20 protein-coding genes are annotated in these 15,287 nt (G+C 45.9%); 11 read left to right on the top strand and 9 right to left on the bottom strand.

Annotated features, from left to right (window positions below):
- Window positions 1–191: 191 nt before the first annotated feature.
- Window positions 192–896, bottom strand: coding sequence for a 16S rRNA methyltransferase (locus QXJ75_01215; protein MEM3736700.1), 705 nt, complete (start codon window positions 894–896; stop codon window positions 192–194).
- A 59-nt stretch (window positions 897–955) separates the two neighbouring features.
- Between QXJ75_01215 and QXJ75_01210 the strand changes: the two genes are divergently transcribed.
- Window positions 956–1,285 carry a ribonuclease P gene (locus QXJ75_01210; GenBank protein ID MEM3736699.1) on the top strand — a complete coding sequence of 110 codons (330 nt, stop codon included), beginning with the start codon at window positions 956–958 and terminating at the stop codon, window positions 1,283–1,285.
- Here the strand turns inward: QXJ75_01210 and QXJ75_01205 are convergent.
- The 4 genes from QXJ75_01205 to QXJ75_01190 are packed head-to-tail and all read right to left on the bottom strand — an operon-like array spanning window position 1,282 to window position 2,681.
- Window positions 1,282–1,713 carry a 50S ribosomal protein L31e gene (locus QXJ75_01205; GenBank protein MEM3736698.1) on the bottom strand — a complete coding sequence of 144 codons (432 nt, stop codon included), beginning with the start codon at window positions 1,711–1,713 and terminating at the stop codon, window positions 1,282–1,284. The genes QXJ75_01210 and QXJ75_01205 overlap by 4 nt on opposite strands.
- A gap of 25 nt (window positions 1,714–1,738) precedes the next feature.
- Window positions 1,739–1,894 carry a 50S ribosomal protein L39e gene (locus tag QXJ75_01200; GenBank protein ID MEM3736697.1) on the bottom strand — a complete coding sequence of 52 codons (156 nt, stop codon included), beginning with the start codon at window positions 1,892–1,894 and terminating at the stop codon, window positions 1,739–1,741.
- Window positions 1,895–1,905: 11 nt separating this feature from the next.
- Complete coding sequence (locus QXJ75_01195; protein MEM3736696.1) at window positions 1,906–2,223, bottom strand: DNA-binding protein; 318 nt, start codon at window positions 2,221–2,223, stop codon at window positions 1,906–1,908.
- An 8-nt stretch (window positions 2,224–2,231) separates the two neighbouring features.
- Entirely contained in the window at window positions 2,232–2,681 is a 450-nt protein-coding gene (locus QXJ75_01190; protein ID MEM3736695.1) for a 30S ribosomal protein S19e, read from the bottom strand.
- Window positions 2,682–2,786: 105 nt separating this feature from the next.
- Between QXJ75_01190 and QXJ75_01185 the strand changes: the two genes are divergently transcribed.
- Window positions 2,787–2,954, top strand: a complete 168-nt coding sequence (locus QXJ75_01185) for a hypothetical protein (GenBank protein ID MEM3736694.1) — start codon at window positions 2,787–2,789, stop codon at window positions 2,952–2,954.
- A gap of 121 nt (window positions 2,955–3,075) precedes the next feature.
- Here QXJ75_01185 and rbcL read toward each other — a convergent pair whose 3' ends face one another.
- The gene (gene rbcL, locus QXJ75_01180; GenBank protein MEM3736693.1) at window positions 3,076–4,308 is read right to left on the bottom strand and encodes a type III ribulose-bisphosphate carboxylase; all 1,233 of its coding nucleotides are present in this window, start codon (window positions 4,306–4,308) and stop codon (window positions 3,076–3,078) included.
- 4 nt (window positions 4,309–4,312) lie between these two features.
- Complete coding sequence (locus QXJ75_01175) at window positions 4,313–5,299, bottom strand: ribose 1,5-bisphosphate isomerase (protein MEM3736692.1); 987 nt, start codon at window positions 5,297–5,299, stop codon at window positions 4,313–4,315.
- A gap of 98 nt (window positions 5,300–5,397) precedes the next feature.
- On the opposite strand from QXJ75_01175, the gene QXJ75_01170 reads away from it, so the two are divergent.
- The 4 genes from QXJ75_01170 to QXJ75_01155 all read left to right on the top strand — a co-directional run bounded on the left by QXJ75_01170 (window position 5,398) and on the right by QXJ75_01155 (window position 8,681).
- Window positions 5,398–6,942 (top strand): AMP phosphorylase, encoded by a 1,545-nt coding sequence (locus QXJ75_01170; protein MEM3736691.1) that lies wholly within the window; start codon window positions 5,398–5,400, stop codon window positions 6,940–6,942.
- 262 nt (window positions 6,943–7,204) lie between these two features.
- Complete coding sequence (locus QXJ75_01165) at window positions 7,205–7,567, top strand: ATP cone domain-containing protein (protein MEM3736690.1); 363 nt, start codon at window positions 7,205–7,207, stop codon at window positions 7,565–7,567.
- A gap of 191 nt (window positions 7,568–7,758) precedes the next feature.
- The gene (locus tag QXJ75_01160) at window positions 7,759–8,058 is read left to right on the top strand and encodes a hypothetical protein (GenBank protein ID MEM3736689.1); all 300 of its coding nucleotides are present in this window, start codon (window positions 7,759–7,761) and stop codon (window positions 8,056–8,058) included.
- Between the two features lie 5 nt (window positions 8,059–8,063).
- Entirely contained in the window at window positions 8,064–8,681 is a 618-nt protein-coding gene (locus QXJ75_01155; GenBank protein ID MEM3736688.1) for a LysE family transporter, read from the top strand.
- Window positions 8,682–9,954: 1,273 nt separating this feature from the next.
- On the opposite strand, the gene QXJ75_01150 is transcribed toward QXJ75_01155, so the two are convergent.
- Together QXJ75_01150 and QXJ75_01145 are read right to left on the bottom strand one after the other, a co-directional pair.
- Window positions 9,955–10,257, bottom strand: a complete 303-nt coding sequence (locus tag QXJ75_01150; protein ID MEM3736687.1) for a hypothetical protein — start codon at window positions 10,255–10,257, stop codon at window positions 9,955–9,957.
- Window positions 10,232–10,357 (bottom strand): hypothetical protein, encoded by a 126-nt coding sequence (locus tag QXJ75_01145; GenBank protein MEM3736686.1) that lies wholly within the window; start codon window positions 10,355–10,357, stop codon window positions 10,232–10,234. Before QXJ75_01145 ends, QXJ75_01150 begins: the two co-directional genes overlap by 26 nt.
- Window positions 10,358–10,820: 463 nt before the next feature.
- On the opposite strand from QXJ75_01145, the gene QXJ75_01140 reads away from it, so the two are divergent.
- The 5 genes from QXJ75_01140 to QXJ75_01120 all read left to right on the top strand — a co-directional run.
- A complete protein-coding gene (locus QXJ75_01140) occupies window positions 10,821–11,243 on the top strand; it encodes a hypothetical protein (GenBank protein ID MEM3736685.1) in 423 nt (140 codons plus the stop codon).
- 453 nt (window positions 11,244–11,696) lie between these two features.
- Window positions 11,697–12,176 (top strand): hypothetical protein, encoded by a 480-nt coding sequence (locus tag QXJ75_01135; GenBank protein ID MEM3736684.1) that lies wholly within the window; start codon window positions 11,697–11,699, stop codon window positions 12,174–12,176.
- On the top strand, window positions 12,134–12,487 hold the full coding sequence (gene cas6, locus QXJ75_01130; GenBank protein MEM3736683.1) for a CRISPR system precrRNA processing endoribonuclease RAMP protein Cas6: 354 nt from the start codon (window positions 12,134–12,136) through the stop codon (window positions 12,485–12,487). The genes QXJ75_01135 and cas6 overlap by 43 nt, the downstream gene beginning before the upstream one ends.
- 18 nt (window positions 12,488–12,505) lie before the next feature.
- On the top strand, window positions 12,506–14,770 hold the full coding sequence (gene cas3 / locus QXJ75_01125) for a CRISPR-associated helicase Cas3' (GenBank protein MEM3736682.1): 2,265 nt from the start codon (window positions 12,506–12,508) through the stop codon (window positions 14,768–14,770).
- Window positions 14,771–14,784: 14 nt separating this feature from the next.
- On the top strand, window positions 14,785–15,287 hold a 503-nt coding region (locus QXJ75_01120; GenBank protein ID MEM3736681.1), incomplete at its 3' end, for a hypothetical protein.

Raw genomic sequence — 15,287 nt, 5'->3', positions numbered from 1 at the left:
TCTAAAAATTCCTCGGTGAACTGGTTATGCTTTTGATCTTCAGTTTCTAATAGATAATGTTTCGATGTGAGAGGCAACTAGGGAGGCTCTCTGAGCTCTCATCGTCAATATGGAGACGAGTCTGCGGGATCCGAGCGGAGTCATCCTTTTTGGAGGGGGGCACATTCGTCTACGAATAAAAATAACCCCCGTTACCTTCGAATCCTGCTCAGCCGCCGTTCAGGTAGTCCTATTGCCTCTTCGTAAGCTGATATGACTCTTGAAACTACTACCCACGCGTCTAATGGAGAAGGGTCTACGCAGAAACAGTCATTCGCTGCTTCCAATGTTTTGGGTGTAAGATGGCCCTTCGGGAAACCGCCGACTAAAATTGCGGGGTTCCTTCGATCTCTCAGGAGCACCCCGATCTCTTTCACAGTGGCCGGCCTTCCAACTCTGCTGAAGGCATATACGTAAGAGGCCCCGATCGACTTGATCAAACTCTTCAGCTCAGCCTTTTTAAGTTCAAGTAACACATCGCCTCTCATCGGAGTTTTCCCGGTCTGAAAGAGCTGCTCCATCAACCCCACAAAGCGGTTATAGTTTCTTGGGATTCTGGTTTTTGGGTTGATGGTGATAGTCTGATCGTTAATAGTGTGAACATAGGTTTGGAGTAGACCCTCTAAGTTGAGGGGTGAGCCTAACGCTTCTAAGAGTGTTAGGTGGACGATGTCAGGTCTACCACGCTTCTCTTTCTGGTCGATGCGTCCCATTGCCGCATAGTGATAAGACTTGTCCAACAACATCCGGCACGGATCCTTCCCGGCTCTCTTAGAGTATGCTAGAATTCGAGGGTCACCCCTAATCTCTTCAGGGATAACCTCTAACGCAGACTCTGCTATGATCAAGGTTAACATCAAACCACCCGCCTAAGCTTTAGATATTATGTGGCTTCCACTATTAAGGGTCGGTCGATTTGGGATTGGGCGAGAGAAGGGATCGTAGACAGTTGGCGGAGCAGACTGTAGAGGCGCTATTCAAGTTGGCTCTAGAAATCTATAACCAAGATCCTAAGCTTGCTCAACGTTACAGTGAGATGGCCCGCCATGTAGGGATGAAATGTAGGGTTAGAATTCCGAGGAAGTGGAAGCTTCTGATCTGTAAAAAATGTAAAACTTTCCTCCTACCTAACTCAAACTGCAGAGTCAGAATACAGCAGAGAAGGGAGCCCCACCTCACCATAACTTGCTTAAGCTGCGGCAACGTTAAACGGATGTCCTTGAAACCACGACGCAGGCTGACTTAAGGGGCACGCGACTCCTTCCCCTCAGCCAGGTATACCGTGACATTTCCTTCCTTATCCTTCGTGGCTCTTACACGTACTCGGCGTGGCGGTTTTTCTATTCCTCTCCGCCACATGAAGCGATTCAACCCGTCGTGGAGCTTTACCACGTCAACTTTCATATGTCTCTTTACGTAATCTCTCACAAGTTTGATCGACTTCGGTGTCCTATAGGGCTGTTGGATGTTCCATACACGCCCGAGAGGGATTGTGTAAATCTTCTCCTCGAGAATCTCCTCTTCCATCTCTTTAGCCTTATCCTTCTTTACTTTAGCCGGTTCGGCTTCCCTTACCTCCTTAACCTCCCCCTTCTTTGAACGAGTCGTCTCCTCAGCTACTTTTTCAGTCTTCTCTTCCATACCGGTCTCCATTGTTTGGTCTCCCTCTCTCATCCTAGCGTCAAGCGTCCATAACCCTTCAGATCTTTATCTTGACCCTTCGCCAATGTCTCCTAGTAGGTGTCCGGCGGACTCTTCCCCTCGTTTTGGCGATAATCCAAGCTGGGACAGGATTTGCTTTCTTAAACTCTTTGGCCAACTTAATCTTCTTAGATAGCGTCTTATATCTCGCCACTTTAGGTCTCCTCAATATCTCCTAATGCTTATCTCCCTCTTTCGAGAGCTCACCTTATCAAGAAGCTCCCTCAACTTCTCATCTGTAACTGGAATTTGAAGCCTGCCTTCCTGAGCAAGCTGGATTAGCTGCAACTCTAGTTGCTCTGCAAAATCAGGTCTCACCATCCTTATGTTCGCCAGACGCTGTCTAGCCTCCGCCGTCAAAACCACCCTTAGAGCAGCCTGCTTTTCAGCTTCAGCTCTAGCTCTAGCTTCCTCCTCGGCTATCCTCCTCCTCAGATCGATGAGGCGCTGCTGCTTCAACCGCTCAAGTTCTTCTTCCGCCATACCACAGGTTAACCTCCTGCCTGCATGATCTTCTCCATCTCGATCTTAATCTTCCCAGCAACCTGCTCCAGTAAACTTTTACCTTCAGTGGTAAGTGAGCGCCCTCTCTTCGAAGTCTTCACGAGACCGGCTAACTCGAGCTGTTGGAGAGCCCTCCTCAAAATAGCTCCTCCCCCTCGGCGGAAGCGCTCAGGTCTTGATGCTCTACCAGTTCTCCTCCCTCCATACTCTAAACGCAACCTCGAGACACCAATAGGCCCGTGGATGTATAGTTTTCTCAGAAGTGAAGCACACCTAGTATACCACCAGTCATCCGCATCCGGGGGGCGTTGAGCGTGGGCTCCAGTCTTAACGTAGGCGGCCCACTGCGGCGGATTTACGGCCTCAACATTCTCGGCTAGATGTTTAGAAAGCATCTCAATCAGCTTGTCAGCCGGCACCTCGTATGGTGTAGCCACCAAATTATCGCCCCTAAGGATTTACGTCCTCTCTAAATGTCTCTAGCTCATTAAAAAGATTACCTTTAGTATACCCCAACCTAGTTTTCCCGCTCATATGCGTAGATGAAGATAATGGTAAGTCTGAGAGAGTTATATGCAAAAAGGTATGTCTTAGCCATTTTTTCTCAGTTCACATTTAACCCTGAAGGCTTCGGGGTAGTCAAGGAGACGGCAAGTGAACGCGATATAAGAACACCGAGCTATGCAGAAGCTACCATCAAACTTCATTAACATCGCTACAGGGTTAGCGAGATGCCGATAAACAAGCTCTTCCCAGCTCCTTAGTGGGTGGGGGGCTTCGGCACATATCTCCCCTAAACATTTCAGGATTAAAGCCGTTATACTCTAGCCGTCAAGCCGGCCAAGTATTCAACGCCGCCCGCAGTTCGCCATGGCTATTTGCATACTCGGCGAGGGTTATCCCTTCTACTGTAGCATCTATGGCCTGTCTCATAGCTCTGGCTCCGGCGTAGGTTCCATCTTTATGACCGTGGATCCCGCCTCCAGCTTGGATCACAACATCATTCCCGAAGATCTCCACGAGGGAGGGGACGAGGCGGGGGTGGAGCCCACCTGAAGCCACGGGAAGAACTCTTTTAAGGCCGTATAACTCCCCCTTTAGCGCCTGAACGTTCTCAAGAACTTCATCTCTCTCCTCCGACATCTTGCCCACGGCTGCTCCTACATGGAGCTGATCGAGCCCGATGATTCTTCCAATGCGTGAGATGACCCTCATCGATATCCCGTGCTTTGGGTTCCTCGTGAAGGCGGCGTGCCCCGCCCTGTGGCCGTGGAGAACCAGCCCTAGATTCATATCCCTCAGAGTCTGAACGCTGGCGAAACCGCAGGTCAATATGTCTATCATCACATATTCGCCACCGCTATCCTTAACAAGCTGGGCCCTCCTCAGCATCTCCTCAGTTTCTGCTGTGATGTTGACAAGGTACATCTTCCTCTCTCCGGTCTCCTTCTCAGCACGATCCCTCCTCCTAAGTGTCTCACGCAGTCGCGTTGCAAACCTGTTAAAGCGTTGACTGGCCAAGTTCTCATCATCCTTTACAATGTCGCAGCCGCCAGACCAGGCTTCGTAAGCAACCTCGGCGTGGTCGCCGGGGTTTAAACCCAACTTTGGTTTGATAATAGTTCCCACAAGCGGTCTCTTAGGCACTTTAAGGATTCTCCGTATTCCTTCAATCCCGTATCTTGGCCCTTTAAAGCTCTTAACCAGCTCTCTCGGGATCTGAATGTCGACTAGCCTCAGATTCTTTAAGGCGGCAAGTCCGAAGACGTTCCCCGCTATACTGCTAAGTATGTTAGGCATGTTACTTTTCTCGAAAAGTTCTGCTGGGTAGGCTATCGTCACATGGTTGCCTTTGATCTCGAAGACTGTAGCGTGTAGTTTCCAAGCATATTCTCTCATAGTTCCAAGTTCTGTCCATGTCCCGACAGAACTCTCAGCCGCGACCCCACCTGCCGCTTCCTCGAGGCTTAATCCTTGAGGTTCAACGTAAAACTTACATATCAGATCACTGGCTGCAGGGATATACTTCAAATCTACAAAATCAATGTATCCCACTGGTTTCACCTCATTACTCGTCTTCCGGGGTTATTGGGCGTTCACCTTCTTCAAAGAGCGCCCATCCGAACTCTTGTTGTATCACGGATATGGCATACTGAGGAGGTATTACGCCCTTCTCGGTTATTATGAGATCAATGTACTGGGGGGGTGTCACGTCGAAGGAAGGGTTCCTCACCGTTACATTCTTTAAACTTTGCAAGGTGCCTTTTGGAATGACCTCTGAAGCGTCCCTCTCCTCTATCCTAATAAGTTCCCCGAGCGTGGTGGCTGGGCTGAACTTATAGGTCTCAGCGGCTACGTAGAAAGGTGTCCGTGCCTCCTTAGCCGCGAGGGCGATCATGCTAGTGCCTATCTTGTTTACTACAGCCCCATTTGCTGCTACAGCATCAGATCCTACAACAACTTTGTCCACTTTGTTCATGAAATGTCTGGCAGCACTGTCTATTATAAGTGTGGTTGGAATCCCCTCCCTGCCCAATCTTCTCACGGTAGTTCTCCCTTGCAACCTGGGTCTAGTTTCAGTTGCAAAGACACGTATATCTTTACCTTGCCTCCAAGCTGTAGCTATTATAGATATTGCGGCCTCAGAGTTGCAGTGGGTCAATATTGTATCGCCGTTACCTATTCTTCTAGCTCCGATCTCCCCGATTCTCTCTACAGCCCGCTTCGACTCGGCGATGAACTGTAAAGCAGCGTTACTAGTTATCTTTCTAATTGCGTCCGTACTCTCCGCGTAACCCTTAGCGTCGGAGACTCGCTTCAAAACGTATCTGAGTCCATTTGGCAGACTTACCGCGGTGGGCCTGGTTTCCATCAGCATTTTCGCGGTTGATTCAAGTTCTTTTATGAGGGAGTCGGTGTTTGTGGCCTTAGAGTGGCGCGCTGTAAAAAGCAACGCCTTCACAGCTGCTCTCGCAACTCTCCCCGCGCCCCTAATTTTCATGTTTTTAATATCTTCCGCGATACTTAATGCCTCCGGGTGATAAAGTGTTTCCATTTATTAACTCGCCCTGCCATAGATGGTTTTGAGGTAGTAGTTTTATAGTCATCTAATGCTGATCTTCAAGATAAACTCATCAGGGAAGGGTCGTGAGGTTGAACTTCAAGGTTAAGCGTATCGGGTTAGAGTCGGGGGGGAAGCCGATAGTTGTGTTGAACCGTGAGGACGCGGAAAGCATGGGTGTGAGAAGTCTAGGCAGAGTTAAACTGAGTTATAATCTGAGGGAGCGGGTGGCCATAGTCAACACCGCCACAGAGCTTCTCTCAAGGGGGGAGATATTCCTCTACGAGGAGGTGTATAAATATCTAGGGGCACCTGATGGTGGTCTAATAGAGGTGGAACCAGTAGGCTTCCCAAGATCTACTGAATACATTAGAAATAAGCTGAGGGGTAGGCAGTTAGATTCTAACGAGATAAGAGAGATCGTCAAGGATGTTGTGAATGGCGCCCTAAGCGAGGTTGAGATAACCTCCTTCGTAATAGCCTTGGCGAAAGAAGGTTTAGACCTGGATGAGGCTGTGAGCCTGACTAACGCCATGGTTGAGACTGGAGATACGCTGGTACTTGACAAAGAAGTTATAGTAGATAAACACTCCATCGGCGGAGTTCCCGGCGACAAAACCACGCTGTTGGTTGTTCCAATAGTGGCAGCCGCTGGGTTGTGCATACCAAAGAGTTCTTCACGAGCTATAACTTCTGCAGCTGGAAGCGCGGAGAGAGCTGAAACCCTGATGAATGTTGAGTTGAGCGTTGACGAGATGAGGAGGGTTGTGGAGAAGACTAATGGATGCATTGTTTGGGGGGGCGCTATACACCTAGCCCCTGCAGATGACATCTTCGTTCAGGTGGAGTATCCTCTATCCATAGATCCACTCCTGCTTCCTTCAATCATGAGCAAGAAGAAGGCTGTGGGTGCGAACCACCTCGTCATAGATATACCGACTGGAAGAGGAACTAAGATCAAGACTATAGGGGACGCTAGCCTACTTTCAAAGGATTTCATAGAGTTAGGCAAGAGGCTAAATATAAGGACGCAGTGTGCCATCACGTATGGGGAGCAACCCATAGGGCACGCTGTAGGCCCAGCGCTAGAAGCCAAGGAAGCTCTTGAAGTTTTGTCGCGTAGAAAGGTTGTACCAGACCTTATCGATAAGGCAACTCACCTGGCGGGGATACTGTTTGAGATGTGTGGTCTTGAAGCTGGGCAGAAGAGAGCGACCGAGATCTTAGCTTCTGGTATGGCGGAGAAGAAGTTAAGGGAGATAATAGCGGAGCAGGGTGGGAACTCGAACGTGAAGCCTGAAGACATAGCCATAGGCAGCCACCACACTAACGTACTTTCAAGCAATGGAGGTTACGTGTTATGGATTGATACCGCAAAACTGGTCGAGGTTGCGAGGGTCGCTGGCTCTCCGAGGGATAAAGGTGCAGGAATAATCCTAAATAAGAAGCTAGGAAGTAGAGTGAAGCAAGGGGAGTCTCTGTTCACCATATACGCTGAGAGCTCTGTGAAGCTTCAAAGGGCGGAGAAGATGCTAGAAGGCTTGAAAATAGTTGCGGTTGGGGATAAGATGGAGATGCTCCTCGATAAGATTGAGGATAGGCCCCGTCATGAGAAGACTTTCATTCTCGAAAGGTAAAACCGCCAAAATAGTGCAATGAGTGGAATTTAGCTTGCCCAAAACATGTGGCAACCGGGGGCTATCCGATGTTTCTAACAAACCAAAACAGCTTGGCTACTCGGGAAAATCAAAACGACAAAATTTCTCCATACTAACATCCAAAGCCAAAGATCGAATCTGCCCCTTTCTGAAGCTGGAAAAGAAGTCTAAGCTAAACCAAAACCAACCGAAGAGAGTAAATTAGAGAAGTCACATAAACTCTGGGGACAGCGGTTAAGAGATGGTAATCCGCGTGGTTAAGGCTTCTGGCAAGATTGAGCCTCTTGACCTCAATAAGGTGAGAGAGGCATGCCTGAGGGCGGGGGCTCCGCTAGAGGCAGTGGAGGAGATTGTCGAGAGAGTCTCAGATTTTGTGTATGATGGCATAAGCACGAGAGAGATTTACAGGCGAATCTACCATATTCTGGAGAAATACAAATACAGCTCGGCTGTCAGGTTCAGGCTTAAGGATGCAATCATGCGTCTGGGGCCGTCAGGTTTCCCTTTTGAGGTTTACATCGGCGAGATTCTGAGACATTATGGGTATCGAACCAAGATTGGAGTGGTTCTGAGGGGGCGTGCGTTGACCATGAGGTTGACGTAATCGTTGAGGAGGATCTGCCTCACGGTATGAAGAGGTATATGGTCGAGTTCAAGTATCATAACTCTAGAGGAATCTATACAGGTTTGAAGGAAGCGTTGTACACTCATGCCCGTCTCTTAGACTTGAGGTAAGGCTCTGAGAAAGGAATCTGCGAACATTTAGACGGCGCATGGCTCGTAACTAACACTAAGGTGTCGTTAGAAGCTGGGAGTTATTGTGAGTGCAGAGGTTTGCGGCTAATAGCTTGGAGATACCCCCCTGAAGGAGGGTTGGAAAAACTCATCGAGGAGAAGAGCCTTTATCCAGTCACAATCCTAAACTCCGTAAATAGGGATTCGCTTGAGAAGCTTTCGAGAGCTGGTATCATGCTACTAAAGGATCTCCAAACCGTCCCGCTGGAGGATCTAATGCAGAGGACAAAAATCTCAAAAGTGAGACTGGCGAGAATTCTGAGAGAACTAGAAAGAATTAAGCCATACTGTCAAGGCTGAAGAATTTGGAGGTCCTACACAACTTGTACTTGTTTCTCGCCTCAGTTGTCTTCATCTCGCTCTCGGGTGTGGTGATGCCTGGGCCTGTCTTCGCCGCGACAGTTGCAAGGGGGTACGCGGATAGAAATGCTGGAGCCTTGGTCGCCCTAGGCCATGGGGCTGTTGAGTTCCCCTTGATGGTCTTAATATATCTAGGGTTAGCCCAGTTTTTCGCTTCAAGCCTCGTGAAAGCGGCTGTGGGGCTGGTAGGCGGTGGGATGCTGGTCTTCATGGGGGTGAAGATGCTCCGATTTAAGGGAGAGCTTCCGTTAGGGGGTCTACAGGTGCGCTACGGCTCGCTGACTGTTGGGGCGGCTACTACAGGAGCGAACCCTTACTTCTTCCTTTGGTGGGCTACAGTCGGGGCCGCCTTGATCATGAGTTCAGCAGCTTTCGGTCTGATAGGTTTCCTACTTTTCGCTATAATCCATTGGCTCTGCGACTTCTCTTGGTATTTATTCCTCTCTGTCATCGTCTTCAAGTCGAAGCGGCTTTGGAGTCGGAGGACCTGTAGGATGATCTTTGGTTTTTGTGCACTCCTCCTCATAGGCTTCGGGGTCTGGTTCATCTTCTCCGCTCTATAATGCCTCCTCACAGGGTCTGCTAAGCTCATCCTTAAATTTACAAAGCTTATTGCCAGGTCGAGAAACATTACGGGAAATCTTGGCGTAGTTGTTTAGGATTTGGAGCGCGCTTCCGTTTCTTGGGCCCTTCCATAGAACTCTCGGCTTAGAGATGCTCAATAAATCTTCTAATTGTTCTTCTTGACTTCTACAGCCAGGTTCCTCAGCCCTCCATAAGCCACTTTATAGTGTCCACGACCGAACACGCGATGGTACGGGGGTTAGGTTTAAATTCCGAGAATTTAAACACGAGCATATGATTTCTGACGTGTCTTTAGCGTAGGATTTTTATGTGCCTCGCTGGCATGTTGAGAATATGAATTTAAAATTCGTTATTGTGACAATTGGAGCATGGTTGCTTTTTATGGTTCTTGCAATAATCAATGCGGTAATACGGAACAAAGTATACAAACCAGTGGTCGGTGATTTAGCTGCTCATCAAATAAGTTCGATAGCATTTATGGCAGTTGTTCTTGTCGCGACTTATGCAATTTTAAGAATTAGCAACCTTGAACTCAGCGATTTTAAGGCATTCTCTACGGGTGCTATATAGCCGATCTCAACAATTGCGTTTGAATTCATTGCCGGGCATTATGTTTTTGGAAATCCGTGGGGGGAACTTCTTGCGGACTACAATCTATTTGAAGGAAGAATCTGGAGCCTCGTTCTGCTAACTATTCTATTAGCTCCATATGTAGCAAATAAACTACGATAATAAAAGAAAATCTGCGTCGCAGATGGCTTTAGCTATCTCGTCCTCTCTTGTAGTTGAGACTTTTTAGCAAGAAGTACAAAAAGCGATATTGCTGGCACCACAAAGCCCATGGTAGCGGTGAATTGGATGGTTACTCCCCATATGTCAAAAAGTTGTTAAAATACTGACAAGACTCTTGCCCAGAACCTCCATTTTCTCATCAACAGTAATCCAGCAGCAGCTATGAACCTCCACGTCCTCAACACAAAGACATCGCATTTATAGCCTGAATAATCACTAGAGCAACTTCCACATCTAAGAGACCCTCAGGCGTAATTGTGCTAAGGTGTCACAAGACAAATCTTCCAGCGGGCTGAAGTGTCCATAAGAGCGCTACAAAGGTTGTGCTTTTGGTTTGGTCGGTTTTCCTGAGCTATGAATTTCTTTCTTAACCATACTCCGCCATCAACCCGATTTGAGTTGCTATCTTTTTTCCAAATTCCTTGCATTTTTGAAATTCGCCCTCCGCGATGGGGCCTTTCATTCCCAAGACTTTATTGATAAGCCAGGAACTATCTGTTTTAATCCCGGAGCCTTTTCACTTATTCGTTTCTCCATCTTTTTTACTGCCTTTTCGAAGTCTTTTCCCATATACGTGTCGAAAACTGCGAACTTTTTTTTATCTTCAAGTTGCAACTTGCCGAGCTTATCGATAAAGCTTTTAATGCCCCTTGTTGGTCCGCCCATGTGATTTGGGGAACCAAGCAAAATTACGCCATAGTTGGGGATTTTGTCTAGGTCTATTTCTTTAAGTTCACTAAGGGAAGCTTCTATCCCCCCCAACTTCTTTTAGGCCCTCTATGACTGTCTCCGCTACAAGTTTGGTGTTACCATACTTTGACTCATAAACAACAATTACTTTCACTAATAATCTCTCCACCATTTTTATACTAAGTTTCCCCTCATTTTTTATGACTTGCGGAAAATTAGCTGCATCTTTGCAGAAAAAATGGAAAAACCGAGAATTTAGGCGCTAGTCACGAGGTTGAGTGCGGGGGGTGGGATTTGAACCCCTAGTTCTGGTGCCCTCCCACTTGTTTTTTGACCTGTTTTTCATTTGGGGGCACCTAACTTATATTTTGAGCGGGGTTAGAGTTAAAGTTTTCTTGATTTTTCAGAGATTGTTTCTGCGATCTTCCATTGTTGCGATTTTAATTTTTGGGTTTGGATGATTTTTGGTGTTGTGTTTGGCGTGTTCGGATGACGCGGATTTAAGGGGTTTTCTTTCGGCTTTAGAGTCCAGCACTCGTAACGTTTATGGTCGAGGGCTGAAGCTTTTTGAACAGTTTTATAGTGATCAAGGGTCATTGCGGGATTTCTTGGATCGGGTTGAGCGGGATAGACTTTTGCCTAGGCGTGAAAGGAGACGCATAGCTGTGGTGGTTTTGAACGGTTTTGTGGTTTGGCTTACTAATCGCGGCTATGCGCCAAAGACTATTAGGGTTTATGTTGGGGCTGTCCAAAGCCTAGCAAAATATTATGATATACCTATAAGCCTGCGTTATGTGCGTCTTCCGCCAGCCAAGCCCATCCATAGGAAGCATCCTTGGACTTTAGCGGAGATAGGCGAGTTCATAGCAGTCATGGACAAGCCAATGTATAGGAGCATCGCAGCCTCCCTCCTCCAAAGTGGTCTAAGCCTATCCGACCTCCTGGCACTGACATACCGCGACATCAAAGGAGAGTTTGAAAAAGGAATAACCCCATTATGCCTCGACTTAGCTAGGAGAAAAACAGGCGTGCAATTCATAACGTTTCTCGGCAGCTGAGCTGTTAAGCTCCTTAAGGAACATTTATCAAGCCGAAAGCTTGAGGATGCATCGTCAATCTACAATGTATCCGCCAGAACCTTACACGCTTATTTTCGCAAGACCGCCCAGAAATTCGCAGGTGCGCTTAAGGGCCGAAACCCCTACAGCCCCCACTCGCTTAGAGCGGCCTTCCGTACGTTCCTAAGCGACCACAAAGTGGATCTGCTATACATAGAATTCTGGATGGGCCACAAGCTGCCCGAACAGTTACGCGCCTACATAAACAAGAGCAGGGAAAGCTGGAGACAAACATACAAAGAACAAGCAGAACCGTGGCTAACACCACCATAATGCAAAACAATGTCGTTTAGCTGCAACTAACAGAAGTTACCCTTAAAGTTTTAATTATTGTTTATGGTATGTAATTTAGTGTAAGGTTAATGTGCGAATCCCATTGTGGGAGTGATTTGGTTGCCTGTTGAGGTTGGTTTGGAGTTGTATGGTGAGAAGAGTGTTGTTTTACCGTCTTTTACTGGGCATGTGGCTAGGGGTTTGTTGTTGCATGTTGTTAAGCAGGTGGATCCAATTTCGGCTGATGTTTTGCATGAGTTGGATGTTTCTAAGCCTTATAGTGTTACGCCTTTGCGTTTCCGAAGTGGTTCGCGGGTTGATAAGGGTTTTATGTTGGATCCTGCTTATCTCTGTCGTGTGGATTTTAGGTTTTTGAGGGATGATTTGGCGGGTTACGTGTTAAGGTTTTTTGAGAAACAGAACAGTGTTATGATTTTTGACGCTGTTTTTCGCATAGCTTCTTTAAGCATTAAGAGCAAAAGCTATGGGGATTTGGAGCGTGACGCTAAAGCTGTTGAGCGGTTTAGGCTTGTTTTTGAGACTCCTACTTATTTGCCGTGTTTGGGCAGCAGTTATCGTTGGATGTTCCCGATGCCGTGAGGGTTTTTTCTGGGCTTTTGCGTGTTTGGAACAAATTTAGTGATGGTAGACGTTTTGGTAAAGAGGAGTTTTTGGCTTATAAGGAGTGGTTGGCGAAGAATGTTGGGGTTTGTGGGTATAGGCTTGGGACGAGATTGGCAGTTATGCGGGACAAGAAGGCTGTGGGTTTTACTGGTTGGTGTGCTTATGAGATGGGGGATTTGGAAAGTGAATGGAATAGGGTGACGGTTATGCTGGCTAAATATGCGGAATACTCAAACATAGGAGGAAACAAAACAGCAGGATACGGCGTGACAAAAACAATACTTTAACTATTAGGTGACAACCATATGGTAAGTTTGTTGAAGGAGGTTTTCTTTAAAATTCTTGATGGAAGGAAGCCCTATCCCCATCAATTGAAGACTGCCGAAAACTTGGTTAATGGGAAATCGGTTATATTACGCGCTCCATGTGGGTCTGGAAAAACTGAGGCAGCCTACGCTCCTATGCTTCTCGACCTAGATAATATCTTGCCAAATAGACTGGTTTATTCGTTACCGACCCGCGCTTTAGTGGAGGATATTGCTGAACGTATAACAAGAGGCTTAGCTAAAACCGAAAGCAAGTATACAGTTTCACCTCAACATGGAGCAAACTCCAAAGATCCATTTTTCAGGAGCGATATCATAGTTGCAACTATCGACCAGACTGTGGGTGCCTATTGTTGCACTCCGTTAAGTTTACCAGTACATTTTGGGAATATTCCCGCAGGAGCTGCTGTCTCCTCCTTTCTATGCTTTGATGAAGCGCATGTCTATGATTATGAATTAGGTCTTCAAAGTATGCTTGTTCTTTTAGAGAGGGCAGCAAAGTTGGGATTGCCCTTCTTAATTATGTCCGCTACATTGCCAGAATCCTTTATAGAGTGGTTTATGGATAACCCCGTCTTTGGTAATAAAGTTGAAGTGATTGAAGGAAATGAAAAAGATATACCTAAGAGGAGAGATCGACATGTCGTTTTGAGGTGGTGTAGCAAGATTCTTGAAGCAAAAGATGTTATAAAGGCCGCAGAAACTTATAGCAAAATCATGGTTGTTTGTAACACTGTAGACCGCGCACAAAACATTTATGAAACTGTTGAAAAACAGCTTAAGGCTCAAGATTTTGACGTCTATTTATTACATTCTAGATTTTTGGATGAAGATAGAAAGAGAATTGAAAAAAATATGAAGGCATCCATTAGAGACAAAAATGTTAAATCGTTAATAATAACTACACAGGTGTGCGAAGTTGGACTAGATATTTCTTGTGATTTACTACTGACAGAGCTTGCACCTCCTGACGCGCTCGTACAAAGAATCGGTCGGTGTGCACGTGAAGGTGGGCATGGTGAGGTTGCAGTTTACGATGTGGCTTTTCCTGCACCGTATGGCGGAATAGAGATTGAACGAAGCAGAAATTATGTTGTAGAAAATCTTGACGGTAAGATAATCCATTGGAAAGAGGAACTCGAATTTGTGAACAGCATCTTGAACGAAACTTTCAAGACGATAATGAATGATGATCGGTGCAGATACAGGGTGGTGCTGAGTTTAAGTGACGCCGCATTTAAAGGAGATCGGTATGGAATAGAAAGAAATGTCCGTGAAATTTTAGGGACAAATGTAACGATATGGGATAATCCTGAAACATTAAAATATGAAGAACTTTTATGTATGCCATGGCTTAATGTTGATATTAGAGTCTTAGAACGATATTTGAATAGGGCAAAATATTGGGAAGTCGTTTTTGAACATGACGAGTATGGAAAACCATCTGTAGACCTCAAAATTCATGGCAGATTATATCCATATGGGTTTTGCATAATACATTCGGATTACGCAAAATATGATGCGAAAATGGGTTTAATTTTGGGTGAGAAGGGTTCAGTCCTTAACCCCGTAGAAAGTAAGATGCGGGATCCGATGGCATTAAGCTATGATTATAAGGAGGAAACATGGGTTGAGCATTCAAGAAAGTGCCTCCAAGCATTTAAAAGGCTTAAGGAAAAAGAGATGCGGCCCATTCGCTTGTTAGCAGATATTATTGGTCTTGACCAACGCACTACAGAAGGTTTGCTGGCAATAAGTGTTGCTCTTCACGATTTAGGGAAGCTTAACATCAAATGGCAAAAAAGTATAGGAATACAAGAGGATGACACCCCGCTCGCTCACACAGCTTATCAACAAAGAGTCCCGCCTCATGCAACAATATCTGCGGACGCGATTTATCCCATTTTCAAGAGTTTACTTCCCAACATATATTTTGCATTGGCGTTCAAATTCGCTATGGCCCACCATCACCACACTAGGGCAGAAGAAATATTGCCCTATGAGCTTGGATGGAGAAGTTATTACAAAGGCGCAATCAGAGAAGTATGTGAAGAATACTCAATAGACGTGGATCCAGCAGAAATACGAACATCAGAAAACTCATATAAGAAGTTAGAAACACGCATGTTTAACTTTGAGGCGTTAAAGCCCTTTACAGCATATTGTATAATATCGAGAATACTTCGTTTAAGCGACAGAGAATCCTTTGCAATTAAAGACGAAAATTTATTTAAAAATAATTGACAAATTAATTACACATGAGCCGTAGATTCATTGTTAACAAAACTGGATTTGAAATGTTTGATTGTTTCAGAGCTTATGGGCTGTCTCTTCTAATAGGCGGCCTAGGGAATGAGACTCCAATATTCATCCATGATCACGGTTATGCTTATACTATAAATGTAAAAGGAGATGCCCCGCAAGGTCCAGATCCCAAAATTTTTGAGAAAACAGAAAGCAACTCGTGGCCTTTTGTATTTCAAACTTTTAAGGAACGAAAAGATTTGAAAGGTAAACTGCCTTTAGAAGATGTAAAAGATATAGCAATTCAACACTTTAGTAAGATACTTGATCTCTATAGTAAGCGTGAATTTGTGCCTGAAATAGGCACTAAAGTTAAGGACGGAAAGACTCTATATCAAACAATTGATGTATCAGCGGCTAAGGGGTATAGAGAAGAAAAGAGGTTAACTTACCATGAAGGCAGCCAGCTTCAAGTTGATAAGTTCTCTTGGTGTATCGCTGCTATAGGTGCTGCTTG

The sequence above is a fragment of the Candidatus Bathyarchaeia archaeon genome (assembly GCA_038883335.1).
Lineage (GTDB): Archaea > Thermoproteota > Bathyarchaeia > Hecatellales > Hecatellaceae > JAVZMI01.
This window is presented reverse-complemented; position numbering and strand designations above follow the sequence as displayed.

Bases quoted from the DNA above. Each gene is read 5' to 3' on its own strand.
- QXJ75_01215 (MEM3736700.1), bottom strand. From the start codon at position 896: ATGTTAACCTTGATCATAGCAGAGTCTGCGTTAGAGGTTATCCCTGAA.
- QXJ75_01205 (MEM3736698.1), bottom strand. From the start codon at position 1,713: ATGAGAGAGGGAGACCAAACAATGGAGACCGGTATGGAAGAGAAGACT.
- QXJ75_01195 (MEM3736696.1), bottom strand. From the start codon at position 2,223: ATGGCGGAAGAAGAACTTGAGCGGTTGAAGCAGCAGCGCCTCATCGAT.
- QXJ75_01185 (MEM3736694.1), top strand. From the start codon at position 2,787: ATGAAGATAATGGTAAGTCTGAGAGAGTTATATGCAAAAAGGTATGTC.
- QXJ75_01175 (MEM3736692.1), bottom strand. From the start codon at position 5,299: ATGGAAACACTTTATCACCCGGAGGCATTAAGTATCGCGGAAGATATT.
- QXJ75_01165 (MEM3736690.1), top strand. From the start codon at position 7,205: ATGGTAATCCGCGTGGTTAAGGCTTCTGGCAAGATTGAGCCTCTTGAC.
- QXJ75_01145 (MEM3736686.1), bottom strand. From the start codon at position 10,357: ATGGTGGAGAGATTATTAGTGAAAGTAATTGTTGTTTATGAGTCAAAG.
- cas3 (MEM3736682.1), top strand. From the start codon at position 12,506: ATGGTAAGTTTGTTGAAGGAGGTTTTCTTTAAAATTCTTGATGGAAGG.